This is a genomic window from Streptomyces sp. Y1 (assembly GCF_041053115.1).
In the GTDB taxonomy this organism is placed as follows: Bacteria; Actinomycetota; Actinomycetes; order Streptomycetales; family Streptomycetaceae; genus Kitasatospora; species Kitasatospora rubellomurina.
Map to the genome: position 1 here is coordinate 4,573,833 of NZ_CP163445.1, position 24,894 is coordinate 4,598,726.

Consider the following 24,894-nt stretch of genomic DNA (forward strand, 5'->3'; position numbering starts at 1 on the left):
GCCGGCCGGGCGCGGGGCTCAGCCGAGCAGGCGCTGCTTGGCCCGGCCGAACTCCTCGTCGGTGAGCGCCCCGGAGGCGTGCAGGGCGGCCAACCGCTCCAGCTGGCCGAGGAGCCGCTCGCCCGCGTCGAGCTCGGCCGGGGCGGCGTCGGCGGGCGGCAGGGCGGCGGGCGGCGCGGCGACGACGGCCGGTGCGGTGTCGTGGGCCGGTGCGGCGCCGGCGGGCGGGGCGGTGCGGGCGCGCCGGGCGGCCTCCCGGATCTGCTCGGCGAAGACCTCGCCCTTGATCACGTCCTCGAAGCGGTGCGCACCGGTCAGCGCGACGACCGTCAGCACCTCGCCGTTGAACTTGGTCCGGACCACGGAGGCGTCGGTGACGGCGGCGAGCGGAACCGGGACCGGCGGCTTCCCGTCCTTCAGGAAGAGCAGCCGATGGGTGGTCAGCACCAGTGCGCCCCGGCGGAAGTGGTCGGGGTGGCGCCCGGCGGTGGAGGCGACGGGCGACTCGCCCGCGAGCACGGTGGCCTCGACCGTGCGCAGGGCCGCGGCCTGGTTGGCTTGGTTGCTGTTGCCCGCCACCTTGAAGGCGGTGTCGATCAGTTCGGTCCAGTCCATGGGATCGAGCGTATAAGGAGCCGCTCAGTAGGCTGCTCGGTGAGCGAGAGGAACTGGCATGCGAGGCGGCCCCGGGCAGTTGCTGGCAGGGCGGTACCGGCTGACGGACCGTCCCGAACCCTTGCGCGCCCGGGCGGTGGACGAGCAGAACGGCGAATCGGTGCTGCTCCGCGGGCTGGAGCTGCCCGCGCTGCTGACCGCCGGTCAGGGCTTGGACGACCCGCTGCCCGCGCAGGCGGACCGGCTGGTGCGCCGGGTGGCGGCGGCCGGTGCCGCGGCGCCGACCTGGCACCCCCGGCTGCTGCGCGGTGTCGGGGCCTTCGCCGAGGGCGAGCTGCTGTGGACGGTCGAGGAGCGGCCGGCCGGCTGCTCGCTGGCCGAACTGCTCGCCGCGGGGCCGGTGCCGCCGTACCGGGCGGCCGAGTTGGCGGCGGACCTGGCCGGCGCGCTGCGCGCGCTGCACGGCGCCGGGCTCGCGCACGGGAACGTCACGGCCGAGTCGGTGCTGGTCTGCGAGGACGGCGCGGCGATGCTCGGCGGGCTGCTCTCCGGGGTCGCCGAGGAGGCGCTGGCCGAGGACCTCGGCGGGCCGGGCGGGCGCAGACGGTACGACGTCCGGGCCACCCTGGTCGGCCCGGTCGCCGAGCGCTGGCCGCTGGACGGCGGCCCGGCGGGGGACTGCTGGGCGCTCGGCGCGCTGCTGCAGCGGATGGTCACCGGCCGCTCGCCGTTCCCGGAGGGCGGTGTGCCGGAGCTGGTGACGGCCGTCCGGGACGGGCGGCGCGAACCCAGCGTGGTGTGCGGGCCGTTGGCGCCGCTGGCCGAGCGGCTGCTGCAGCCCGACCCGTCGCTGCGGCCGAGCGCCGAGGACGTCCGGCGGGAGCTGGCGGCGCTGCTGGCGGGCGCGCCGGAGCCGGTCGACGAGGAGCGGGCGGCGCGCGAGGCGGTGGCGCGGGAGGTGGCCCTGAAGCCGGCGGCGCCGCTGGTGCCGCAGCGGCCGCGCCGGCGTCCGGCCCGGGCCGCGGGGACGGAGCGGACGGCGGACGACCGGGCGAGGCCGCCCCGGATACCCCCGGCCCTGCTCGGTCCGCTGCTGGTGGGGGGCGTGTTCGTGCTGCTGGCGCTGGCGCTGGCCGCCGTGGTGCTGTTCGCAGGCTGACGGCCCGGCTGCGCGCCGTGCGGGCGACCCGGCCCGTGGACGTGATTACCGGGCCCGGCGGGGTGCGCCTAATCTGTGCGTGGAATCAGTTCGAACAGTGGTCTGGACAGGCCCTCCTCCGTCGCGGTGACGGCAGGCGGATGAGCGGGGGAGCGGTCGCCGATGGGCGGGCAGGACCGGCCGGAGGCGGCCGAGGTGGAGCGGCTGCTGGCCGGGCGGTACGAGCTGGGCGAGCGGCTCGGCCGCGGTGGGATGGGTACGGTCTGGCGGGCCTGGGACCGCATGCTGGACCGCGAGGTCGCGGTCAAGGAGCTGACCGTCAACCACCTCCCCGAGGAGGACCTGCAGATCCTGCACGCCCGGATGAAGCGCGAGGCCAGTGCGGCCGCGCGGATCAAGCACCCCGGCGTGATCACCGTGCACGACGTGCTGGAGCAGGACGGCCGGCCGTGGATCGTGATGGAGCTGGTCGACGGCCGCTCGCTGGCCGACGTGATCAGCCAGGACGGCACCCTGCAGCCGCGCGCCGCCGCCGAGGTCGGCAGCCAGGTGCTGGCGGCGCTGCACCGCGGCCACCAGCTGGGCGTGCTGCACCGGGACGTCAAGCCGGCCAACGTGCTGCTGGAGCGCGGCACCGGGCGGGTGGTGCTGCTGGACTTCGGCATCGCCAAGTACGAGGGCTCGACCGAGCTGACCCGGCCGGGGGACCTGGTCGGCTCGCCGGACTACCTGGCGCCGGAGCGCGCCCAGGGCGAGCGGCCCGGGCCGGCCTCCGACCTGTGGGGCCTCGGCGCGACGCTGTGGGCGGCCGTCGAGGGCCGGTCGCCGTTCCGCCGGGACTCGCCGATCACCACGCTGGCCGCGGTGGTCGACGAGCCGCTGCCGGAGTCCCGCCGGGCCGGGCCGCTCGGGCCGGTGCTGGCCGCGCTGATGGCCAAGGACCCGGCCGACCGGCCGACCGCGGACGAGGCGGCCCGGATGCTGGCCGAGGTGCGGTCCGGGCACACGATGGGCCTGAAGTCCGTGCCCTCGACGCGCACGCCCACCCAGTCCGTCCCGGTGGTGGACCGCAGCGACCACCCGGAGGAGGCGCCGCCGGCCGGGGACGCCCCGGAAGGGTCGGAGGGGCCGACCGAGCCGCGCCAGTCGGCCGTCGCGGTGGACACCGCCGGGGGCGCACTCGCCCAGTCGCACGCGCCCACCACGGCCGTCGCGCCGGTCGCGCACGCCAACGCGCCGGTCGCGGATCCCGGTGCGCGCCCGGTCGCGCACTCCGTCACGCCCGCGCGCGGTCCGGCCCGGCGCCGCAACCTGCTGAAGCTCGCCGCGATCGGGCTGGCCGTGGGCGTGCTGGCCGCCGGGGCGACCTTCTTCGCCACCCGGCACATGGTCGGCCCGTCGACCGCCGACCCCACGACCACCAGCACCCCGGCCGACCCGGACCCGACCAACCCGCCCGGCCCCGGCCCGGCCGCGCCCGCCGGCTACCACTGGGTGGACGACCCGGCCGGTTTCCGCTTCCCCCTGCCCAACGGCACTCCGGCCTGGCAGCGGGTGATCTCCGGGGACGCCAACCAGATCTTCTACACGCCCGACAACAAGACGCACTACCTGCAGTTCGCCGTCACCGTGGGCCAGTCGGTCAAGCCGCTGGACCACATGCGGCAGATGGAGGGCAGCGTCTCCAAGTCGCTGAAGGACTACAAGCAGCACCAGCTGACCGGCGCCGCGGTGAACAGCCACGAGGCGGCCGTCTGGGAGTTCAGCTACCTCGCCAAGGAGGGCGGCCGGCGGCGGGCGATCGAGGCCGAGTTCATCGACGAGGACGGCACCGGGTACGCGATCTACTCCTCCAGCCCGGACCGGGGCACCGAGTGGACCGAGGCCGAGCAGCGGTTCCGAACGGTGCTCAACGCCTTCACCCCGACCCGCTGACGGCGGGGTCCGCCGCGTTCGTCCGACACCGGCAGATTCTTGTTACCCATGGGTACCGGACCGGCCGCCGAGCGCCTAGGCTGCGCCGTATGTCGGACCTCACAGCAGGCGCAGCGGCCCTCGACCACCCCGACGCCGGCCCGGCCGGCGGCAACCCGGCCGCCCCCGGCGGCGGTCGGACGGTCTCCTCGGCCGTCCCGCCGTCCCTGGTCGGCCGGCTCGCGGCGGGCGTCACCGCCACCGGTGAGCCCAGCCTGGTGGAGACCGTCGCCCCGCTGACCGGCGAGCGGCTGGCCGCCCTGCCGCAGTCCACCCCCGCGGACGTCGAGGTCGCGTTCCAGCTGGCCCGCCGCGCCCAGCCCGCCTGGGCCGCGCTGCCGGTGCGCCACCGCGCCGCCGTCCTGCTGCGCTTCCACGACCTGCTGCTGAAGCGGCAGGACGAGGTGCTCGACCTCGTCCAGGCCGAGACCGGCAAGGCCCGGCTGCACGCCTTCGAGGAGGTGCTGGCCGTCGCCATGGCCGCCCGGCACTACGGGCGCGCCGCCCAGGGCTACCTGCGGGACAAGCGGCGCGGCGGCGCGCTGCCGGTGCTCACCCACGCGGTCGAGGCCCGCCGCCCCAAGGGCGTGGTCGGCCACATCTCGCCCTGGAACTACCCGCTGGAGCTGTCCGTCGGGGACGCCCTGCCCGCCTTCGTGGCCGGGAACGCGGTGGTCAACAAGCCCGACACGCAGACCGCGCTGACCGCCCTGTGGGCCCGCGAGCTGCTGATCGAGGCCGGGCTGCCGGCCGACCTGTGGCAGATCGTGATCGGCGACGGGCCGGTGATCGGCCCCGCCGTGGTGGAGCACGCCGACTACGTCTCCTTCACCGGCTCCACCCGCACCGGCCGCGACGTGGCCCAGCGCGCCGCCGCCCGGCTGGTCGGCGCCTCTCTCGAACTCGGCGGCAAGAACGCCATGCTGGTGCTCTCCGACGCCGACCTCGACGCCGCCGCCGCGGGCGCCGTCCGGGCCTGCTTCTCCTCCGCCGGGCAGCTGTGCATCTCGATCGAGCGGCTGCTGGTGCACCGCTCGGTGGCCGACGAGTTCCTGGAGCGCTTCGCCGCCCGCACCCGGGCGCTGCGCCTCGGCGGCGGGCTCGCGTACGGCGCCGACATGGGATCGCTGGTCTCCGTCCGGCAGTTGGAGACCACCACCCGGCACGTCGAGGAGGCCGTCAAGGCGGGCGCCACGGTGGTGGCCGGCGGCCGCGCCCGGCCGGACCTCGGCCCGTACTTCTACGAGCCGACCATCCTCGACGGGGTGACCCCGGAGATGGCGGTCTGCGCCGAGGAGACCTTCGGCCCGGTCGTCTCGGTGTACCGCTTCGACACCGAGGACGAGGCGGTGGCCGCCGCCAACTCCACGCCGTACGGCCTGAACTCCAGCGTCTGGACCAGGGACCACCGGCGCGGACGGGCGGTCGCGGCCCGGCTGCGCACCGGCACCGTCAACGTCAACGAGGCCTACGCGGCCACCTACGGCTCGGTCGCCTCCCCGATGGGCGGCATGGGCGACTCCGGGCTGGGCCGCCGGCACGGCTCCGAGGGCATCCTGCGCTTCACCGAGGCGCAGACCATCGCGACCCAGCGGCTGATGCCGATCGCGCCCGCCTTCGGCCTGGACGACCGGAAGTTCGCCGCCGTGATGACCGGCGGGCTGCGGGTGCTGAAGGCCCTGCGCTTCAAGTAACCCCGAACTGCTTTCCCCCACAACAGGTTCGATCCCCGAAGGAGCGGTGCAGATGGTGGAGTCCGGCGATGCGGCGGAGTTCGACTACGACGTGGTCGTGGTCGGCTCCGGCTTCGGCGGTTCGGTCGCCGCGCTGCGGCTGACCGAGAAGGGCTACCGGGTCGCCGTCCTGGAGGCCGGGCGCCGCTTCGAGCGGGACGAACTGCCCCGCAACTCCTGGGACCTGGCGAACTACCTGTGGGCGCCGCAGCTCGGCCTGTACGGGATCCAGCGCATCCACCTGCTGGCCAACGTGCTGATCCTGGCCGGCGCCGGGGTCGGCGGCGGCTCGCTGAACTACGCCAACACCCTCTACGTGCCGCCGAAGGCCTTCTTCGAGGACCGCCAGTGGCGGCACATCACCGACTGGCAGGAGGAGCTGGCGCCGTTCTACGACCAGGCGCAGCGGATGCTCGGGGTCCGGCTCAACCCGACCGTCACGCCCTCCGACGTCCACCTCAAGGCGGCCGCCGAGCGGATGGGCGTCGGCGACACCTTCCACATGGCGCCGGTCGGGGTGTTCTTCGGCGACGGCAAGGACACCGACGGCACCGCCAAGGCGGCGCCCGGCGAGGAGGTCGCCGACCCGTACTTCGGCGGCGCCGGCCCGGCCCGCAAGGCCTGCGTGGAGTGCGGCGAGTGCATGACCGGCTGCCGGCACGGCGCCAAGAACACGCTCACCGAGAACTACCTGTACCTGGCGGAGCGCGGCGGCGCCGAGATCCACCCGCTCACCACGGTGGCCCGGATCCGGGAGTGCGGTGAAGGATTCGCCGTGGACGTGCGCCGCACCGACTCGCGGTCGAGGACCGACCGGGTCAAGGCCGGCGCGCGGACCATCACCGCCGCGCAGGTGGTGGTGGCGGCCGGCACCTACGGCACCCAGTCGCTGCTGCACCGGATGCGCGACGGCGGGCACCTGCCCCGGATCTCGGCGCGGCTCGGCGAGCTGACCCGCACCAACTCCGAGGCGATCGTCGGCGCGCAGACCACCGACCGGCGCTACGGTGCCAAGGCGGACTTCACCAAGGGCGTCGCGATCACCTCCTCGGTCCACCCCGACGAGAACACCCACATCGAGCCGGTCCGCTACGGCAAGGGCTCCAACGCGATGGGCGCGCTGTCGATCGCCCAGGTCAAGGGCGGCGGGAGGACCCCGCGCTGGCTGCGCTACCTGGGCAACTCGGTGCTGCACCCGGTGACCTTCGCGCGCTCGATGAACCAGCACCGCTGGTCCGAGAAGACGATCATCGGGCTGGTGATGCAGTCCCTGGACAACTCGATCACCGTCTCGCTGAAGAAGGGCCCGCTCGGCAAGCCCCGGCTCACCTCCACCCAGGGCCACGGCGAACCCAACCCGACCTGGATCCCGGCCGCCCAGCAGGGCGCCCAGGCGCTCGCCGAGGAGATCAACGGCTTCGCGGGCAGCACCGTCGGCGAGATCTTCGACATCCCGCTGACCGCCCACTTCCTCGGCGGCTGCCCGATCGGCGACGCCCCCGAGACCGGCGTGGTCGACCCGTACCACCGGCTGTACGGGCACCCCGGGATCAGCGTGGTGGACGGCGCGGCCGTCTCCGCCAACCTCGGGGTCAACCCCTCGCTCACCATCACCGCGCAGGCCGAGCGGGCCCTGTCGATGTGGCCGAACAAGGGCGAGCCCGACCCGCGCCCGGCCCCGGGCGAGGCCTACCGGCCGGTCACCGCGGTGGCGCCGGTGCGGCCGGCGGTGCCGGCCGGGGCCTTCGGCGCGCTGCGGCCGCCGGTGCTGCTGCCCGTCCCGGAAGTGCCCGGCCAGCAGGCCTGACGCCGCCGTTCGGAGGGCGAACCCGCCGGTGCGGTTCCCGGTTGACACCAGTTCGGGTCCGGTGGGATAAACGGGCTCCCTGGGGGGACCAGGAATTCGTCGAGCGGGGGTAAGCGGTCCATGACCAACTGCGCATGGTGCGGCGCGACTTGGACGGGAGGAGCGTCGGTCTGCGCGTCGTGCGGACGGCCGGCCGCTCCGCCGCCGACCGCCGTCGGGACACCTGCGGTGTCGCCGGTCGACGCGGCGCCCGCGATCTCGCCGGTCGACGCCGTGCCCTCGGCCCCGCCGCCGTACGGGCCGCCGCCCGGTGCGCCCGGCTTCCCGCCGCCGCCCGGTATGCCCGGTGCGCCCGGCTTCCCGCCGCCGCCCGGGGCTCCCGGCGCGCCCGGCTTCGTGCCGGGACCGGGCGCCGGGTACCCCGCCCCCGGCGCGCCCTCGCTGGGCAACTGGGGCGCCGGACGGCCGGTCCAGCCGCGCGTCGGACAGCCGCCGCTGCTGCGCTGGCTGACCGGCTCGGACTGGCGCCCGGCGCTCGTCTCGGCGATCGCGCCGACCGTGGTGCTGCTGGTGGCCGCGCTGGCCGTGGCCGCCCCGGCCGACTACCGGCCGGACGGCGTGGGCTCGACGCCGGGCTTCGGCGACGTCTTCGGCGCGACCCTCGGAGCGGCCCTGGGCGCGCTCGGCGCGCCGCTGCGGATCGGCTACCACGGCAACACGGGCTTCGGCACCGGCATGGACTACGAGATCCGCGCCCTGCCGCTGACCGTCACCCTCCTCTGGATCCTCGCGCTCTGGCTCGGCCTGCGGGCCGGACTGCGGCGGAGCAAGGCCAAGGGCGTCCAGCTGACCCGGGGGCAGGCGGCCGGCGAGGCGCTGCGCTCAGCCCTCGTGATGGGGGCGGTGACCCTGCTGCTCGGGCTGGTCGCCGGGACGACCTGGAAGCCCGACCAACGCGGTCGCGGCGGCTTCTCCGGATACGACTACGGCGACTACGGGGACTACGGCTCCGGCCCGGGCTCCGGCGGCAAGCGGGACGCCGGAATGTCCTTCTTCGCGAACACCGGCTGGGCGGAGGCGCTCGGCTGGACGGTGCTGCTCGCCTTCCTGGTGGCCTTCGCGGTCTACGGCACGGACGCGCTGCGCTGGGCCGCCTGGCGCAGCCCGGCGGTGCGCGGCTGGGCGGTGTCCGCGCTGACGGCGGGCCAGGCGCTCGCCCTGACCTGGGGCCTCGCCTCGGTGGCCGGCTTCGTGATCGCCGCGGCGAACAGCGACAACGGCTGGGAGGTCGGCGCCGCGTTCGCCTTCATGCCCAACCTCGGCCTCGCCCTGCTCGGCTTCGGCTCGGGGGCGAGCCTCCAGGGCGACTCCGTCCGGGGCGGCTACGACTCCTCGATGCGGGGCTCGGGCCCCGACAGCACGGACGTGTCCTTCTTCGACCTGCACGAGCTCGGCGGCGAGTGGCGCCTGGCCGGCCTGCTGGCGCTCGTCTCGGCGGCGGTGCTCGCCGGGGTCGCGGTCCGGCGGCGGCTGGGGTCGGCCGACCGGCTGCGGCTGGCGGCCGTGTACGCGGCGGCGCTCGTCCTGCTGTCGACGGTGGGCGGCGCGATCGTCACCATGTCGATCACCATGGCCGGCTGGTCCTCGGCTTCGCGCTCGACCATGTCCCAGGAGATGTCGATCGGCCTGAGCTTCCCGAGCGTGCTGCTGGCGAGCATCGTCTGGGCGGCGGTCGGCGCGCTGGTCGTCCCGGCGCTGCTGACGGGCTTCCGCCGGGGCGGTGCCCAGCCGTACCCGGCCCCGCCGTACTACGCGGGCGCTCCTGGCTACCCGGGCGGGCCCGGCTACCCGGGCGGGCCGGGCTTCGCCGGTGCCCCCGTGCCGCCGCAGCCGCCGTACCCGGGCGGGCCGGACCTCCTGGGCGCGCCGGGCTTCGCGGGCGCGCCGGTGCCGCCGCAGCCGCCGTACCCGGGCGCGCCGGCGTACGGCGCCCCGGTGCCGCCGCCCGCGCAGGCGCCCGCGCCGTACGGGGTGCCGCACCCGGCCGCCGCGCCGGACCCGCACGCGCCCTCGGCGCCGCCGGTCGCCGCGCCGGCCGCGCCCGCGGGCGGGGTGGGCGAGGTACTGGGCTCGCACGAGCCGGCGCCCGCGCCCGCGACTCCGCCGTCCGGTGAGGCGCCGGTCGACCCGAGTGTCTGGCGCGACCACCCGTAGGTCGTCCGTGGTGGGAATCCCCGCCGTCCCGCCCGTCCTTCGGGTGGGCGGCGGGGATTTTCGCGTCCGGGCGCGGCCCGGAGGCGACCCGAGGCGACCCGGGCGAGGCCCGGAACAGGTCCGGACAGGGCAAAGGGCCCCGCGGGGGAACGGGGCCCTTTGTCGCTCAGCACTCGGCGTCAGGGCCGCGCCGGGTGCTGTGGTGACGGCGCCGGGGGAGGAGCGCCGTCGTGTCGGTTGGCATCGGGCCGCCGACGCGGTCCCGGCACGGGCGGCCGGGGCGCGGGGCGGGCGCGTCCGTGTCGCGACGGGGTCGGCGCGCGGGTTCGCGCCTGGCCTTCGCTCACGGAGCGTGAGGTGTTCACCGCTGCCGCTTCCCTGTGCGGCGGCATCGGTCCGGCCTCCCACCGGGCTGTCCGGCTGTCGGGAGAACCGCTTACACGCAGCATCGTGCTGGACGAAGGGCTTGCTATGCAACCGATTCGGCACAGTTCGCTTGAGTCTGTTTCACGACTGACGAGTAATCTCAGGCGCGGCCCGAGCCGGTCCGGCCGGTCGCGGGTCCGTGTCGACCGGCGGCGCGGATGATCACGGTGAGTAGCTGGTCGGTCGATCGGGGCGCACGAGGACGCGCGTAGCGGTACGGGACGGGAACGGGGTGCGCCCGGGCGCACCCGGGGTCGTACCGGATCGTGCGGGGCCGTACCGGGCCGTACCGGGGTGCGACGGCCGGTTCGGGCGTCCCCGAAGGCCGGCCGCCCCACCTCTGGTGACCCAGTCGCGGCCGGGGTCGCTGTCCCCTGCTGGCCGGCCGCGACACCCGCGCACGGTCCCACGGTGCCGCGCTCCCCGGCGGGCCGGGGCGGCGGCGCCACATGCGCCGGTGGACTGGGGTGGAGCTCCACGCGTGGTCCTGCTGCCCGTGCGGCGTGCCCCCGGCCGGGGGCGGAGGCGGCGCGTCTGGCGGACGCGGCGCGGCCGTACGGTCGTAGGAAGCAACGAACCGGAGGCCCGTACGGTCACGGTCGTTCGGACGGGCAGACGAGTGAAACCGGACAGCCCGGTAGAATCGGTGTCCAGACACCCCACACCCGTCCGCCGCCGCCGCCCCCGCCGGGAAGGCGGTCCGGCGAGACACCCTCGATACCGCTGCCGGAAGGCCGTCCGTGTCCTCTGCAATTCCCGTCCAGCCCGTACCGGACAACGACACCGTCCTGGTCGTCGACTTCGGTGCCCAGTACGCCCAGCTCATCGCCCGTCGGGTGCGTGAGGCGCGGGTCTACAGCGAGATCGTGCCGAGCAGCATGCCGGTCGCCGAGATGCTCGCCAAGAACCCGAAGGCGATCATCCTCTCCGGCGGTCCGTCGTCGGTCTACGAAGAGGGCGCGCCGCAGCTCGACCGCGCGATCTTCGAGGCCGGTGTCCCGGTCTTCGGCATGTGCTACGGCTTCCAGCTGATGGCCAAGACCCTCGGCGGCACCGTCGACAACAACGGGGCCCGCGAGTACGGCCGCACCCCGCTGACCGTCTCCCGCACCGGCTCCACCCTGTTCGAGGGCGTCCCGGCGCAGCACTCGGTGTGGATGTCGCACGGCGACGCCTGCTCGGCGGCCCCGGAGGGCTTCACCGTCACGGCCTCCACCGACCTCGTCCCGGTCGCGGCCTTCGAGAACGACGAGGCCCGCCTGTACGGCGTCCAGTACCACCCCGAGGTGCTGCACTCCGACCACGGCCAGCAGATCCTGGAGCACTTCCTCTACCGCGGCGCCGGCATCGCCCCGACCTGGACCACCGGCAGCGTGGTCGAGGAGCAGATCGCCCTGATCCGCGAGCAGGTCGGCGACAAGCGCGCGATCTGCGGCCTGTCCGGCGGCGTGGACTCCGCGGTCGCCGCCGCCCTGGTCAACAAGGCCATCGGCGACCGGCTGACCTGCGTGTACGTCGACCACGGCCTGATGCGCAAGGGCGAGACCGAGCAGGTCGAGAAGGACTTCGTGGCCGCCACCGGCGTGCAGCTGAAGGTCGTCGACGCCTCCGAGCGCTTCCTGGACGCGCTGAAGGGGGTCACCGACCCCGAGGAGAAGCGCAAGATCATCGGCCGCGAGTTCATCCGCGTCTTCGAGCAGGCCCAGGCCGAGATCGTGGCCGAGGCCGGCGAGCACGGCGAGTCGGTGGACTTCCTGGTCCAGGGCACCCTGTACCCGGACGTGGTGGAGTCCGGCGGCGGTACCGGCACCGCCAACATCAAGTCCCACCACAACGTCGGCGGCCTGCCCGAGGACCTGCAGTTCCAGCTGGTCGAGCCGCTGCGCAAGCTGTTCAAGGACGAGGTCCGGATGGTCGGCCAGGAGCTGGGCCTGCCGGAGGAGATCGTCCAGCGCCAGCCGTTCCCGGGCCCGGGCCTGGGCATCCGGATCGTCGGCGAGGTCACCAAGGAGCGGCTGGACCTGCTCCGCGACGCCGACGCGATCGCCCGCGAGGAGCTGACCGCGGCCGGTCTGGACCGCGAGATCTGGCAGTGCCCGGTCGTGCTGCTCGCCGACGTCCGCAGCGTGGGCGTGCAGGGCGACGGCCGCACCTACGGTCACCCGATCGTGCTGCGTCCGGTCTCGTCCGAGGACGCCATGACGGCCGACTGGTCGCGCCTGCCGTACGACGTGCTGGCGAAGATCTCCACCCGGATCACCAACGAGGTCCGCGACGTGAACCGCGTCGTCGTCGACGTCACCAGCAAGCCGCCGGGCACCATCGAGTGGGAGTGAGCACTCCCGCCGGTCGCTGACCCGACCGGAGCCCGAACGGCCGCGCCGTCGTTCCCGTACCCGAGGGAGCGGCGGCGCGGCCGTTCCGCGTCCCGGGGGAGGGGCACCCCACGGGGGGACGTCCCACCGAAAGCGTTCAGGAGCGGGCAGAATGCGGGGCGGACCTGTCAGGCAGTGGCAGGCCGCGAGGGAAGGTGTGAGGGATGTCGGAGGCCAGCAACTCCGTGCCGGTCGACGGGGGAGCGGCCGGCCGGGCCGACCGGGCGGCGCAGCGACGGGCGTTCGCGTCCAGGTACGCGCTGCTGCCCCTGCGGCTCTTCCTCGGTGTCACCCTCGTCTACGCCGCGCTCGACAAGCTCTCCGACGCGCACTTCCTGGCCGGCGCGGGCGACCCGGCCTCGTTCGTCTCGCAGACCCGGGCGGCCAAGGCGGGCGGCAGCCCGATCGCCTTCCTGCTCGGCCCGGCCCTCGACCACTCGACCCTGTTCGCGCTGGCCATCGCCTTCGGCGAGCTGGCGGTCGGCCTCGGCACCCTGCTCGGCCTCTGGGGCCGGATGGCGGCGCTCGGCGGCGTGCTGATCAGCCTCAGCCTCTGGCTGACCGTCAGCTGGAACGTCTCGCCGTACTACCTCGGCAACGACCTCGCCTACCTGATGGCCTGGACGCCGCTGCTGCTGGCCGGCACGCCGTACCTGTCGGTGGACGGCTACCTGGCCCGGCGGGCCGGGCGGGACCGCGCGCGGGGGCTGACCGAGGAGCACGTCAGGCGCCGGGCGGTGATGGACGGCGGGATCGCGGCGGTCGCGCTCGGCGGCGCCGGACTGCTCACCGGCTCGCTGACCCGCACCTTCGGCCGGGACGAGGCGGCCGCGCCCAAGCAGTCCGCGGCCCCGGTCTCCACCGCCCCGGTCTCCACCGCCCCGGGGCCGGCCCCCGCGGTGGCCGCGGCGAGCGTGCCGGTCGGCGGCTCGGCCCAGGTCAAGGACCCGGCCACCGGGGACGCCGTCTACATCGTGCAGCCGAAGGCGGGCCAGTACTGCGGCCTGTCCGCGGTGTGCACCCACTCCGGCTGCGCGGTGGACGCCCCGAAGAACGGCCAGCTGTACTGCCCGTGCCACGGTTCGCGCTTCGACGCCGCCACCGGCGCGGTGGTCAACGGGCCGGCGACCAAGCCGCTGCCGAAGTACACCGTGACGAAGAACGGCGACCAGCTGAAGCTCGGCCCGCTGCAGAGCTGAGCCGGACGGCTACTCGCGCTCGCCGCGGCCGCGCCGGGCCACCGCCACCACCGCGCCGATCAGGCCGCCGGTCCCGAGCACGATGAAGGCGGTCGGGATGACGACCCGTCCGTTGACCGACTGGTCGTTGACCGCCGCGACCAGGTAGACGACGGCGATCACGGTGAACAGCGCGCCCGCGATCAGCGAGAACACGTCGAGCCGGTGCTTCCTCACTGCTGGACCACCTTGATGTCGCCCAGCCCGATCCCGAGCTGGAGGTTGAGAGTGCCCTTCGCGGCCCGGCCGTTCGCCGGGGACAGCTGGTAGGTGTGCCGCCCGGTGCCCTCCTCGTGGCCGTCCGGGAGGGCGATGTTGCCGAGGCCCACCCGGGCCACCACGGTCACGTCGACGTCCGGCGGCAGGACGACGGTCACCTCGCCGACGCCCAGGTCGACCTTGGTGGCGAGGGCGGCGCCGGCCGGGTCGAGCCGGGAGAGGTCGAGCCTGATCTCGCCGGCCCCGAGGTTGTAGCGGTCCCGCAGGTCGCTCGCGGTGGCGACGGTCCAGTCGCGGTCGCCGACGGCGTTCTGCATCGAGTGCGGCGAGCGGCCGACGGCGGCCAGCGCCAGGGTGGCCAGCAGGCCGATCACGGCGAGCTTGCGGGCCTTGCCGAACTTCGCGGCGAGCAGCAGGGTCAGGCCCACCACCAGCAGCCCGCCGGCCAGCGCGACCTGGCTGAGCTTGGTGACGTCGGTGTGCCCGTAGTTCGCCGACCAGATCGCGGCGCCCACGCCGATCGCCAGCACGAAGCCGAAGAAGCCGAGCGGCGAGCGCTCCTTGGGGTGGCGGACCGCGGCCGGCTCGCGGCGGCGCGGCGGGCCGTCCTTGCGCAGCGGGTCGCCCGCCGGCAGGTCGGGCCGCTGCCACCAGGGCCGGGGCGCGCCGACCGGCGGCGTCGGCGGGCTGTACGGCGGGGCGGGCGTCACGCCGGCGCCGTACGGGTTGCGCTCGGGGTGGCGCGGGTCCCACAGGTAGCCGCTCGGGCCCGGGGCCGGGGTGTCGGCCGGGACGGTCCCGGCGGCCTGCTCGGCGGCGTGCCGGGCCCGGGCCGCCTCGTCCTCGGCCGACCGCGGCCAGGCGTCCCCGCCGGCCTCGGGGTACAGCCGGTCGTACGGGCCGCCGCGACGGCGCCCGCGCCGCCGGCCGCGGCGCCGCTCCGGGTCGTAGCGCACCGCGAGGAACACCAGCCCGGCGAGCAGCAGCAGCGGGAACATCTGGTCGCCGTCGCCCATCGAGGAGAAGAAGACGCCGGTGCCGATCACGGTCAGCAGCACCGCGCCGATCGACTGGCCGTCCACCCGGCCGGTGAGCACCCGCTGGAGCTCGGTGCGCCCGCCCCGGCCGGTGGCGTCGGTGCTGCCCTCGGTCGGGACGACCAGCCAGGCCAGGCCGTACAGGAACAGCCCGAGGCCGCCGGAGAGGCAGAGCACCACGGTGACCACCCGGAAGACCACCGGGTCGATGTCCAGGTGCCGTCCGAGGCCGCCGCAGACGCCGGCCACCACGCGGTGGTGTTCGGCCCGGGTCAGCGGGGGGCGGTCCGGCTCCGGCGGGGCGGCGGGCCCGGCCTCCTCGATGCGGTGGTCCTCGGTCATGGGGACCATCCTTCCGGCTGGTCCCGGCCGCGCCCAACCGGGAGCAGCCCTGCCCGTACCCTGACTTGTCCCTGATAACGGGTAGGGAAGCACCCTGATGCGCCCGCGCCCGCCCGCGTGGAACCATCGGTGCCGTGGCAGCACCCGGTACCGATCCCCGCCCCCTCGCCCCCGACAGCAGCTCGGCCGGCGCCGACCCCGGCGCGCCCGGCGACCGCCCGCCGTACCGGCGGCTCTACCGCAGCCCGCACGGGCGGATGATGGGCGGCGTCGCGCACGGCCTGGCGGTGCACCTCGGGCTGCCGGTGCGGTGGGTGCGGCTGGCGTTCGTGCTGCTGTTCTTCGCGCAGGGGATCGGCGCGCTGCTGTACGCCGCGTTCTGGTTCGTGGTGCCGATCGGCATCGGCGAGCCCGCGCGGCGCGGCGCCGCGCAGTGGGTGTACGTCAACGGCGGCTTCGTCCCGGCCGGGGGCGGGCAGCAGGGCGGCCCGCTGACCAAGGGCCGCAGCGGCGGCCGGCTCGGCCGGCTGCGCGAACTGCTGCAGCACACGCTGCAGGGCGAGCCGCTCGCGCCGGTGCCCCCGGGCGCCGCCCCGGCCGGGGAGGAGGCCGCCGCGCCCGCCGGCCGCGGCGGGCAGGGCGGCCTCGGCCAGCTCGCCGCCCTGGTCCTGCTGGTGATCGGCCTGATCGCGCTGCTCAACGTGCTCGGCTGGCAGCCCGCCAAGCCGTACACCTGGCCGCTGCTGGCGATCGGCGTCGGCGTGGCGCTGGTCTGGCGGCAGGCCGACGACTCGCGCTGGCAGCGCTGGTTCGGCCTGGAGGAGGGCGAGAAGCGGCGCGGCGCCTACACCCGGGTCGGCGGCGGCGTGCTGCTCGTGGTCGCCGGCACCATCGCGCTGCTCGCCGTGCAGAGCAGCGGCTCGACCCTCGGCTCGGTGGTCCAGGCCTCGCTCGCGGTGCTCGCCGGCGTGCTGGTGCTGCTCGGCCCGTACGGCCTGCGGCTGTGGCAGGACCTCGGCGCCGAGCGCACCGCCCGCATCCGCGCCCAGGAGCGCGCGGAGATCGCCGCGCACATCCACGACTCGGTGCTGCACACCCTGACCCTGATCCAGCGCCGCGCCGAGGACCCCAAGGAGGTGCAGCGGCTGGCCCGCTCGCAGGAGCGCGAGCTGCGGCTGTGGCTGTACCGCCCGGAGGCCGCCGCCGAGGCCGCGCCGGACACCATGGCGGAGAGCCTGCGGGCGGCCGTCGCCGAGGTCGAGGACCGGCACGGCGTCCCGGTCGAGCTGGTCATCGTCGGCGACTGCCCGATGGACGAGAAGATCGCGGCACAGATGCAGGCCGCGAGGGAGGCGACCGTCAACGCGGCCAAGTACGGTGGCGGGGGACCGGTCCAGGTCTACGCCGAGGTGGAGGGGCGGAAGGTGTCGGTGTTCGTGCGCGACCACGGCCCCGGCTTCGATCCCGACACGGTGCCCGAGGACCGGATGGGCGTACGGGAGTCGATCATCGGCCGGATGAAGCGCCACGGCGGCACCGCCCGGGTGCGGCCGGCGGCGGGCGGCGGTACCGAGGTCGAGCTGGAGATGGAGAGAACGAATGACTGAGGCAGCTCCGGAGCGTGCGGCACGGGTCGTCCTGGTGGACGACCACCGGATGTTCCGGACGGGGGTCAGGGCCGAGATCGGCCGTACCGAGGTGACCGGCATCGACGTGGTCGGCGAGGCCGACGACGTCGACTCCGCGGTCCGCGTCGTCGCCGAGACCAGGCCGGACGTGGTGCTGCTCGACGTCCACCTGCCCGGCGGCGGCGGCGTCGAGGTGCTGCGCCGCTCGGCGGGCCTGATGGGGGAGCAGGGGGGAGTCAAGTTCCTGGCGCTGTCCGTCTCGGACGCCGCCGAGGACGTCATCGGCGTGATCCGCGGCGGCGCCCGCGGCTACGTCACCAAGACCATCACCGGCACCGACCTGGTCGACGCGATCTTCCGGATCGCGGACGGCGACGCGGTGTTCTCGCCCCGGCTGGCGGGCTTCGTGCTGGACGCCTTCGCCGCCACCGACACCCCGCCGGTGGACGAGGACCTCGACCGGCTCACCCAGCGCGAGCGCGAGGTGCTGCGGCTGATCGCCCGCGGCTACGCCTACAAGGAGATCGCCAAGCAGCTGTTCATCTCGGTGAAGACGGTCGAGAGCCACGTCTCCGCCGTCCTGCGCAAGCTCCAGCTCAGCAACCGGCACGAACTGACCCGCTGGGCCACCGCCCGCCGCCTGGTCTGAGTTCCGGCCCGTCGAGCCCGCCCGCCCGGATCCGTCGGGACGGGCGGGCTTGTCGGTGGGTGGCCATAGACTCGGCAGTGCCATGAATAGCCTCTTTGACGACCTCCCGCTCCCCGGTTTCGAGGCTCCTGCCGCCGGGTCGAAGCAGCCCGCCGCGCCGATCGACGCCATCGGCGAGGAGCCCCCGCCGTACGAGGACGACGTCCCGTACGACGCCTTCGAGGAGGCCATCCCGGAGGGGCTGTTCCACACCGACCACGCGGCCGAGGCCGAGCGGGACGCCTGGTACCGCAACGGCGCCGCCCGGACGGTCGTGGACCCGGCGCAGCTGCTGGAGGGCATGAACGACCCGCAGCGCGAGGCCGTGCTGCACGCGGGCTCGCCGCTGCTGATCGTGGCCGGCGCGGGCTCCGGCAAGACCCGGGTGCTGACCCACCGGATCGCCCACCTGCTGGGCGCGCGCGGCGTGCAGCCGGGCGAGATCCTGGCGATCACCTTCACCAACAAGGCCGCGGGCGAGATGCGCGAGCGCGTGGAGGCGCTGGTCGGCCCGCGCGCCCGGGCGATGTGGGTGTCCACCTTCCACAGCGCCTGCGTGCGGATCCTGCGCCGCGAGTCGAAGCAGCTGGGCTTCACCTCCAGCTTCTCGATCTACGACTCGGCCGACTCGCAGCGGCTGATGGCGCTGGTCTGCCGCGACCTCGACCTGGACCCGAAGCAGTTCCCGCCGAAGTCCTTCACGGCGAAGATCAGCAACCTGAAGAACGAGCTGATCGACGAGGAGACCTTCGCCGACCAGGCCGCCAACCCAATGGAGAAGAAGCTCGCCGAGGCGTACGCGCTGTACCAGCGGCGGCTGCGCGAGGCCAACGCGCTGGACTTCGACGACATCATCATGACGACGGTGAACCTGCTGCAGGCCTTCCCCGACGTCGCCGAGCACTACCGGCGCCGGTTCCGGCACATCCTGGTCGACGAGTACCAGGACACCAACCACGCCCAGTACATGCTGGTCCGCGAGCTGAGCGGGGGCTCCGTCGCCGCCGCGCCCAAGCGCACCGCGGACGGGGACTTCGTGAACCCGGCCGCCGCGCAGCTGGCCGAGGTGCCGCCCGCCGAGCTGTGCGTGGTCGGTGACGCGGACCAGTCGATCTACGCCTTCCGCGGCGCGACCATCCGCAACATCCTCCAGTTCGAGGAGGACTACCCGAACGCGACCACGATCCTGCTGGAGCAGAACTACCGCTCCACGCAGACCATCCTGAGCGCCGCCAACGCCGTCATCGAGCGCAACGCCAACCGGCGCGAGAAGAAGCTGTGGACGGCCGGCGACCACGGCGAGAAGGTCATCGGCTACGTCGCGGACGACGAGCACGGCGAGGCCCAGTTCATCGCCGACGAGATCGACCGGCTCACCGACAAGGGCGAGGCCAAGCCCGGCGACGTCGCGATCTTCTACCGGACCAACGCGCAGTCCCGCGTGTTCGAGGAGGTGTTCATCCGGGTCGGCCTGCCGTACAAGGTGGTCGGCGGGGTGCGCTTCTACGAGCGCAAGGAGGTCCGGGACGTCCTGGCGTACCTGCGGGTGCTCTCCAACCCGGAGGACACCGTGCCGCTGCGCCGGATCCTCAACGTGCCCAAGCGCGGCATCGGCGAGCGCGCCGAGGCGATGATCGACGCGCTGGCCGCGCGGGAGCGGATCTCCTTCGCCCAGGCGCTGGTGCGGGTCGACGAGGCGTACGGGATGGCCGCGCGCTCGGCCAACGCGGTGAAGAAGTTCAACGTGCTGATGGCCGGGCTGCGCCAGGTCGTCGAGTCGGGCGCGGGCCCGGCGGCGGTGCTGGAGGCCGTCCTGGAGGAGACCGGCTACCTGGCCGAGCTGCAGTCCTCCACCGACCCGCAGGACGAGACCCGGGTGGAGAACCTGCAGGAGCTCGCCTCGGTCGCGTTGGAGTACGAGCAGGACCCGGGCGAGCGGCCGGACGCCGGCGAGGAGGGCACGCCGCCGGTCGGCTCGCTGGCCGACTTCCTGGAGCGGGTCGCGCTGGTCGCCGACTCCGACCAGATCCCGGACGAGGACGAGGAGGGGCAGGGCGTCATCACGATGATGACCCTGCACACCGCCAAGGGCCTGGAGTTCCCGGTCGTCTTCCTGACCGGCATGGAGGACGGGATCTTCCCGCACATGCGGGCGCTCAACCAGGTCAAGGAGCTGGAGGAGGAGCGCCGGCTCGCGTACGTCGGGCTCACCCGGGCGCGCGAGCGGCTGTACCTGACCCGCTCGGTGCTGCGCAGCGCCTGGGGGCAGCCGGCCTACAACCCGGCCTCGCGGTTCCTGGAGGAGATCCCGGAGACGCTGGTCGAGTGGAAGCGGAAGGGGGCCGCGCAGGCGCCCGTCCAGCGGGGCTTCTCCTCGGGCTCCTCGGGCTCCTCGTGGGGCAAGTCCTCGTCCGGGGGCGGCGGTTCGCGGTCCTCCTCGGCGGCTCCCGCTTCGCCGAAGGCGGGTTGGGGGCAGTCGGCGCGGCGCGGCGGCCAGGTCGTGGAGCGCGACGCGGTCTCGCTCGCGGTCGGCGACCGGGTCACCCACGACAGCTTCGGGCTGGGCACGGTGGTGGCCGTCACCGGCGTCGGCGACCGGGCGCAGGCCACGGTCGACTTCGGCACCGAGGGGCGCAAGCAGCTGCTGCTGCGCTACGCGCCCGTCGAGAAGCTGTGAACCGGGGTCTGTGGCCCTAGCGGGGGTCCAGACCGTTCTGGAGGAACCACGGCAGCGGGTCGACCGGCCCGCTGCCGTCCGCCGGGCGGATCTCGAAGTGCAGGTGCGGCCCGGTGCTGTTGCCGCTGCTGCCGACGAAGGCGATCACGTCGCCCTGCTTCACCGGCCCCTTGCGGACCTTGTACTTCTGCAGGTGGCACATCCAGGCTTCGGTGCCGTCCGGCATCTTGAGTATCGACATGTAGCCGTAGAACGGGTTCCACTGGGTGCGGATCGTGCCGTCGGTGACGGCGTAGACCTCCGAGCCACCGTCCACCGGGAAGTCGATGCCGGTGTGGCGGCGCATCCAGTGGGTGCCGGAGGCGCCGAACAGTTCGCCGAGGCCGTGCTTGGCGACCGGCATGACCACCTTGGGCGCGGCCGGCTGGGCGGCGGCCGCGGCCTGGTCGGCCTGCGCGGTGGCGTCGGTCGCGGGCTGGGCGCCGGCCAGCGGCTGCCTGGCGTCGCCGCGCGAGGCCTGGGCGGGGCCGTCGGCCGCGACGGCCTGCCGGGCGGCCTCGGCGGCGGCGGTGTGGTCCGGGGCGTCGGCGGCCGTGGCCTGCGCCGGCACCCGTCCGTCCTCCTGCTGCACCACCGTGATCGCCGCGGCGCCCGCCACACCGAGCGCGGCCACCGAGGGGACGGCGACGCGGAACAGGGCGGCCCGGGTGGCGGCCTTGGCGGCGCCGCGCCGCTGGGCGCGGGACTGCTCGCGGGCGGCGAGGCGCAGCTCCGCACGGGTCGGGCGGGCGGCTGCGTCGGGAGCCATCGGGGGCTGCCTCCTCGGTGGGCCTCGGGCACGTCGTCGGGCGAGGGGAAAACAGCCGTGACTGTAGCCGCAAGGTCGACACCCCCGAAAACCCTCCGCTTGTCAAGAGGTCGCCCGGGGGGCGGTGTTGGGCCCGGAAACGGAGTTACCCGCTGGTAGCAAGGGTTTGGGCTGTGACTTTGCCCTCCTCTTGGGAGGCGGCTCGGCCAACCGGGCCGGGTGGCGCTACCCTCCCCTCAGGTTGGTTATTGACCGTTAACCGCGCCGATGGCCCACGAGGTCCGGTCGGAATGTGGACGACGAGGTCCAGGAGGCAGTGATGAGTGTGTCGGGGCCGATCCGTGTGGTGGTCGCCAAGCCGGGGCTCGACGGTCACGACCGTGGCGCCAAGGTCATCGCGCGTGCCCTGCGCGACGCCGGTATGGAGGTCATCTACACCGGGCTGCACCAGACCCCCGAGCAGGTCGTCGACACCGCGATCCAGGAGGACGCGGACGGCATCGGGCTGTCGATCCTGTCCGGCGCACACATGACGCTGTGCGCCCGGGTGCTGGAGCTGCTGAAGGAGCGCGACGCGGCCGACATCAAGGTCTTCTGCGGCGGGATCATCCCGGACGAGGACATCGCCGAGCTGAAGGCGATGGGCGTCGCGGACATCTTCACCCCGGGCACGCCCACCCGGGACGTGGTCGCCTGGGTCGAGGCCAACCTGCGCGCGGCGGTCTGACCGCGGGAACGTCGACGGCGGGCCGGCCCCTCACCGTGGGGGCCGGCCCGCCGTTTCGTCGGCCGTCGAGCTCAGCCGCTGAGCTCCGCCGTTGAGCCCAGCTGTCGAGCCAGCTGTCGAGTTCAGCCGTCGAGCTCGGCCGTTCGGTCGTCGAGCTCGGCGAGCATCGCCGCCCGGAAGCGCAGGGTGCCGGCCAGCCGGCCGAAGGTCTCCGACCAGGCCGAGTCCGGTGCCGCCTCGGCCGCCAACTCCTCGACCGCGGCCGCCGTTTCGGGCGCCAGCGCGCGCTCCGTCATCCCGAGTACCCCGCTGTGGCTCCACGGGTACGCGCCGGAGGAGGCGGCCCGGGCCAGCGCCGTCACCACGGCCGTGGACAGCGGCGGCGTCCACGGCGCCGCGCAGGCGCCGAGCAGCTGGAAGGCCTCGCCCAGGCCGTGCACCTCGATGAACGCGGCCGTCCAGGCGGCGCGCTCCTCGGGCGGCAGGACGGCCAGCAGCTTCGCCGGGGCGCCGGTGGCGCGCGGCGCCCGGGCCCGTCCGGCGCCGCGCGCGGGCCTGGCCGGGGCCGGGCCGAGCAGTGCCCGGGCCCAGTCGGCGTCGTGCTGGCGGACGGCGGCGCGCGCCCAGGCCTCCCGCAGGTCGTCGGCCCAGCTGCTGCTGGTCTCGTCGATGCTGTCGCCGACCCGCAGCGCGAGCAGCTGCTCGGGCGTCAGCCCGGTGCTCCGCGGCCAGGTCGACAGCGGCGCGGCGGCCACCACCTCGCCGAACCACCAGGCCCGTTCGCCGCGCCCGGTCGGCGACTTGGGCGTGATGCCGTCCCGCTGCATCGCCGCGTCGCACTCGGCGGGCGGGGTGACCAGCAGGTGGGTGCCGGACGCGGAGAGCCGGACGGCGGCCAGGGCCCGCTCGGACATCCGGTGCGCCAGGGCCGAACCGGGCAGGGTGGAGAGCAGCTCGGCGGCGGTGGCCCGGACGTTCTTGCTGCGGTCGCCGAGCGCGGCCTCCAGGAAGGGCTCGTCGGCGGGGGAGAGGCCGTCCTGCAGGGCGTCCAGGAACAGCAGCCGGTCCTCGGCGCGCTCGGTGGACCAGGTGCTGCGCAGCAGCTCCAGCCCGGCGGCCGGATCGCTGCGGCGCAGCAGCGTCAGGTGGGTGACCCGCTCGGCGAACAGGCCCTCGTGCCACAGCTGGTGGGCGTTCCGGGCGTTCTCGGCGTCCGCGTCGTCCTGGCCGACCGGCCGCGCCGCCGGCCGGTCGGTGGCGGTGCGCAGCACGAACCGCCAGTCCGGGTTCTGCTCGGCCAGCCAGCGGCCCAGCGGGCCGGCCAGCGCAACGGCGTCGGCGCGCAGTTCGCTGCGGGCCCGGGCGGCGTCGAGCAGGCCGGGTATCAGCGCGGCGGGCGCCCGCAGGCCCCGGACGCGGGCGGTCCCGAGCCACTGCGGCAGCAGTTCGGCCAGGTTGGCCAGGCCGGCGCCGCTGACGGCGCCGGAGCGGCCGGCGAGCAGGACGGCCAGCCGGCGGGCGGCCGCCGCGGACAGTTCGGGGCGGGGGTCCTCGGGCGCGGGCGGCCCGGGCGGCTCGGCGGCGGGGACGGGCAGGGCACCGGCCCGGCGGCGGACGGCGGCGAGCGCGGCCAGCTCCAGCAGGGCGGCGGCCGGGTCGGTGCGGTCCACGGCGTCGGCGAGCGGCAGGGCGGCGGCCGGGAGCGGACGGCGGTCGGTGCCGAGCAGGGCGGTGGTGTGCAGGGTCTCCCACGGGTCCTGGGTGATCGTCATGCCGGGTGCTCCTAGTTGTGGGTGAGGCCGACCGGGCGCTGGTCGGCGGACCAGGCCGTGACCGGGGCGAAGCCCTGGTGGCCGTACTCGCCGAAGACGGTCAGCGGGCGGCCGGTGGAGACCGCGGTGAGCCGCCACAGCGCCGCCTCCGGCACGGCCGAGGGACGTACGGGCACGGTGTGGTGGCCGTCCGTCAGGTGCCAGCCGTCCGGGGTGCGGACCGGCACGACGCCGGCCAGGACGGTCGGCCAGCTGTCCAGCCACGGGTCGTCCGCCACCGCCGTGCCGTACCCGGCGACGGCCTCGGCGACGGTGAGCCCGTCCGGCGGGGCCTGCGGGCCGGGCTCGGGCGCGCCGTACCGGGTGCCGAGGACGGCGCGCAGCGGCCGGGCGCCGGGGTGGAAGGCCAGCTCGGCCTCCAGCAGCCGGCCGGTGGGCAGGGCGAGGTCGGGGGCCTGGCCGGGGCGGCCGAAGGCGAGCAGCAGGGCGTACCGGCCGGTCTTGGCGCCGCGCACCCAGACCCGGCGGGTGGTGAGCCGTTCGTCGGAGGTGTCCCTGGAGCCGAGGACCAGCCAGCGGTCCCGGACGGTCGGCCCGGACAGCACCTCGGCCGCGTCCTGGGTGTAGCCGACCCGGCTGCGGACGGTGGCGGCCAGCTCGGGCGGCAGCTCGTCGACCCGGGTGGCGGCGGTGGCCAGCAGGTGCAGCAGCGCGTACTCCTCCAGCAGCCGCTCCTGCGGCAGGGCGTCCAGCTCCCGCACCTTGGTGGCCAGGCCGGGGGCCTGCGCGTCGACCATCCGGGCGGCGACCTCCTCCCAGGGGCCGGCCGTGGACTGGTCGGCCAGGCCGTGCCGGACCCGGTCGGCGAGCCGCAGCCGCAGCTCGGCCGCCCCGGCCGCGACCCGGGCGCCGCGCTTCTCGGCCCGGCGGCGGACGGCCTCCGGATCGGCGGCGGGCTTCTCGGCGCGCTTCTCCGCGGCCTTCTCCGCGGCCTTCTCGGCGCGCGCCTGCCGGGCCTCGATCCAGTCGGCGGCCCAGTCGGCCGGTTCGGCGGCCGGGACGGCCTCGGGGGTGCCGCTCCAGAGCAGGAGGAGTCCGAGCGCGTGCTTGCACGGGAACTTCCGGCTGGGGCAGCTGCACTGGTAGGCGGGCGTGGCGAGTTCGATCACCGTGCGGTACGGCGTGCTGCCGCTGCCCCTGCACTCGCCCCAGAGCGCGGTGCCGTCGGTGCCCGCGCCGGACCACGGCGCGGGTGCGGAGAGCTTGCCCGCCGCCTTCTGCGACGCGGCGTCAGGGGCCAGGGACAGGACGTGTTCGGTGCTCCAGCGTTCCTCCATGCGACCGACCGTAGGCGGCGGCACTGACAACGGCTGACGGCCCGTCGCGTCCGCCCGCCGGCGTTGTCAGTGGCGCGTTGCAGGGTTGGTTCCACAGGCCGGGACGCCGACCTGGCTC

The 24,894-nt window shown here is 75.1% G+C and carries 17 protein-coding genes; 11 read left to right on the top strand and 6 right to left on the bottom strand.

Features of this window, described 5'->3' with window-relative positions:
- Positions 1-18: 18 nt before the first annotated feature.
- Entirely contained in the window at positions 19-615 is a 597-nt protein-coding gene (locus AB2U05_RS19785; protein WP_052706143.1) for an SHOCT domain-containing protein, read from the bottom strand.
- A gap of 58 nt (positions 616-673) precedes the next feature.
- On the opposite strand from AB2U05_RS19785, the gene AB2U05_RS19790 reads away from it, so the two are divergent.
- The 7 genes from AB2U05_RS19790 to AB2U05_RS19820 all read left to right on the top strand — a co-directional run bounded on the left by AB2U05_RS19790 (position 674) and on the right by AB2U05_RS19820 (position 13,502).
- Positions 674-1,774, top strand: coding sequence for a protein kinase (locus tag AB2U05_RS19790; RefSeq protein WP_369183854.1), 1,101 nt, complete (start codon positions 674-676; stop codon positions 1,772-1,774).
- A gap of 162 nt (positions 1,775-1,936) precedes the next feature.
- Positions 1,937-3,709, top strand: a complete 1,773-nt coding sequence (locus AB2U05_RS19795; protein ID WP_045693009.1) for a serine/threonine-protein kinase — start codon at positions 1,937-1,939, stop codon at positions 3,707-3,709.
- A gap of 89 nt (positions 3,710-3,798) precedes the next feature.
- On the top strand, positions 3,799-5,442 hold the full coding sequence (locus AB2U05_RS19800) for a succinic semialdehyde dehydrogenase (RefSeq protein WP_045708441.1): 1,644 nt from the start codon (positions 3,799-3,801) through the stop codon (positions 5,440-5,442).
- A gap of 52 nt (positions 5,443-5,494) precedes the next feature.
- Positions 5,495-7,288, top strand: a complete 1,794-nt coding sequence (locus AB2U05_RS19805) for a GMC oxidoreductase (protein ID WP_369183855.1) — start codon at positions 5,495-5,497, stop codon at positions 7,286-7,288.
- 228 nt (positions 7,289-7,516) lie between these two features.
- A complete protein-coding gene (locus AB2U05_RS19810; protein WP_369183856.1) occupies positions 7,517-9,502 on the top strand; it encodes a hypothetical protein in 1,986 nt (661 codons plus the stop codon).
- A gap of 1,166 nt (positions 9,503-10,668) precedes the next feature.
- Complete coding sequence (gene guaA / locus AB2U05_RS19815; protein ID WP_045693006.1) at positions 10,669-12,264, top strand: glutamine-hydrolyzing GMP synthase; 1,596 nt, start codon at positions 10,669-10,671, stop codon at positions 12,262-12,264.
- Between the two features lie 203 nt (positions 12,265-12,467).
- Positions 12,468-13,502 (top strand): Rieske (2Fe-2S) protein, encoded by a 1,035-nt coding sequence (locus AB2U05_RS19820; protein WP_063773457.1) that lies wholly within the window; start codon positions 12,468-12,470, stop codon positions 13,500-13,502.
- 9 nt (positions 13,503-13,511) lie between these two features.
- Here AB2U05_RS19820 and AB2U05_RS19825 read toward each other — a convergent pair whose 3' ends face one another.
- Both AB2U05_RS19825 and AB2U05_RS19830 read right to left on the bottom strand, forming a co-directional pair.
- Complete coding sequence (locus AB2U05_RS19825; protein WP_045693005.1) at positions 13,512-13,718, bottom strand: hypothetical protein; 207 nt, start codon at positions 13,716-13,718, stop codon at positions 13,512-13,514.
- The gene (locus AB2U05_RS19830; RefSeq protein ID WP_045708439.1) at positions 13,715-15,139 is read right to left on the bottom strand and encodes a PspC domain-containing protein; all 1,425 of its coding nucleotides are present in this window, start codon (positions 15,137-15,139) and stop codon (positions 13,715-13,717) included. The genes AB2U05_RS19825 and AB2U05_RS19830 overlap by 4 nt, the downstream gene beginning before the upstream one ends.
- Positions 15,140-15,273: 134 nt before the next feature.
- Here AB2U05_RS19830 and AB2U05_RS19835 point away from each other — a divergent pair, with 134 nt between their 5' ends.
- From AB2U05_RS19835 to pcrA, 3 genes are all read left to right on the top strand, one after another.
- The gene (locus tag AB2U05_RS19835; protein WP_063773456.1) at positions 15,274-16,746 is read left to right on the top strand and encodes an ATP-binding protein; all 1,473 of its coding nucleotides are present in this window, start codon (positions 15,274-15,276) and stop codon (positions 16,744-16,746) included.
- Complete coding sequence (locus AB2U05_RS19840) at positions 16,739-17,416, top strand: response regulator transcription factor (RefSeq protein ID WP_045693003.1); 678 nt, start codon at positions 16,739-16,741, stop codon at positions 17,414-17,416. Before AB2U05_RS19835 ends, AB2U05_RS19840 begins: the two co-directional genes overlap by 8 nt.
- An 82-nt stretch (positions 17,417-17,498) precedes the next feature.
- Positions 17,499-20,132, top strand: coding sequence for a DNA helicase PcrA (pcrA, locus tag AB2U05_RS19845; protein WP_369183857.1), 2,634 nt, complete (start codon positions 17,499-17,501; stop codon positions 20,130-20,132).
- A gap of 16 nt (positions 20,133-20,148) precedes the next feature.
- Here pcrA and AB2U05_RS19850 read toward each other — a convergent pair whose 3' ends face one another.
- Positions 20,149-20,940, bottom strand: a complete 792-nt coding sequence (locus AB2U05_RS19850) for a M23 family metallopeptidase (protein WP_052707209.1) — start codon at positions 20,938-20,940, stop codon at positions 20,149-20,151.
- Between the two features lie 319 nt (positions 20,941-21,259).
- On the opposite strand from AB2U05_RS19850, the gene AB2U05_RS19855 reads away from it, so the two are divergent.
- Positions 21,260-21,667 carry a cobalamin B12-binding domain-containing protein gene (locus AB2U05_RS19855; protein WP_063773467.1) on the top strand — a complete coding sequence of 136 codons (408 nt, stop codon included), beginning with the start codon at positions 21,260-21,262 and terminating at the stop codon, positions 21,665-21,667.
- A gap of 122 nt (positions 21,668-21,789) precedes the next feature.
- Here the strand turns inward: AB2U05_RS19855 and AB2U05_RS19860 are convergent, their stop codons facing one another.
- The gene (locus tag AB2U05_RS19860; protein ID WP_369183858.1) at positions 21,790-23,439 is read right to left on the bottom strand and encodes a DUF5691 domain-containing protein; all 1,650 of its coding nucleotides are present in this window, start codon (positions 23,437-23,439) and stop codon (positions 21,790-21,792) included.
- 11 nt (positions 23,440-23,450) lie between these two features.
- A complete protein-coding gene (locus AB2U05_RS19865; RefSeq protein WP_369183859.1) occupies positions 23,451-24,776 on the bottom strand; it encodes an SWIM zinc finger family protein in 1,326 nt (441 codons plus the stop codon).
- Positions 24,777-24,894: the final 118 nt, after the last annotated feature.

What these genes read in the sequence shown, in the direction of transcription:
- AB2U05_RS19795 (WP_045693009.1), top strand. Translation starts at nt 1,937, where the DNA reads ATGGGCGGGCAGGACCGGCCGGAGGCGGCCGAGGTGGAGCGGCTGCTG.
- AB2U05_RS19865 (WP_369183859.1), bottom strand. Translation starts at nt 24,776, where the DNA reads ATGGAGGAACGCTGGAGCACCGAACACGTCCTGTCCCTGGCCCCTGAC.
- AB2U05_RS19830 (WP_045708439.1), bottom strand. Translation starts at nt 15,139, where the DNA reads ATGACCGAGGACCACCGCATCGAGGAGGCCGGGCCCGCCGCCCCGCCG.
- AB2U05_RS19850 (WP_052707209.1), bottom strand. Translation starts at nt 20,940, where the DNA reads ATGGCTCCCGACGCAGCCGCCCGCCCGACCCGTGCGGAGCTGCGCCTC.
- AB2U05_RS19840 (WP_045693003.1), top strand. Translation starts at nt 16,739, where the DNA reads ATGACTGAGGCAGCTCCGGAGCGTGCGGCACGGGTCGTCCTGGTGGAC.
- pcrA (WP_369183857.1), top strand. Translation starts at nt 17,499, where the DNA reads ATGAATAGCCTCTTTGACGACCTCCCGCTCCCCGGTTTCGAGGCTCCT.
- AB2U05_RS19790 (WP_369183854.1), top strand. Translation starts at nt 674, where the DNA reads ATGCGAGGCGGCCCCGGGCAGTTGCTGGCAGGGCGGTACCGGCTGACG.
- AB2U05_RS19820 (WP_063773457.1), top strand. Translation starts at nt 12,468, where the DNA reads ATGTCGGAGGCCAGCAACTCCGTGCCGGTCGACGGGGGAGCGGCCGGC.
- AB2U05_RS19800 (WP_045708441.1), top strand. Translation starts at nt 3,799, where the DNA reads ATGTCGGACCTCACAGCAGGCGCAGCGGCCCTCGACCACCCCGACGCC.
- AB2U05_RS19860 (WP_369183858.1), bottom strand. Translation starts at nt 23,439, where the DNA reads ATGACGATCACCCAGGACCCGTGGGAGACCCTGCACACCACCGCCCTG.
- AB2U05_RS19855 (WP_063773467.1), top strand. Translation starts at nt 21,260, where the DNA reads ATGAGTGTGTCGGGGCCGATCCGTGTGGTGGTCGCCAAGCCGGGGCTC.
- AB2U05_RS19805 (WP_369183855.1), top strand. Translation starts at nt 5,495, where the DNA reads ATGGTGGAGTCCGGCGATGCGGCGGAGTTCGACTACGACGTGGTCGTG.
- AB2U05_RS19785 (WP_052706143.1), bottom strand. Translation starts at nt 615, where the DNA reads ATGGACTGGACCGAACTGATCGACACCGCCTTCAAGGTGGCGGGCAAC.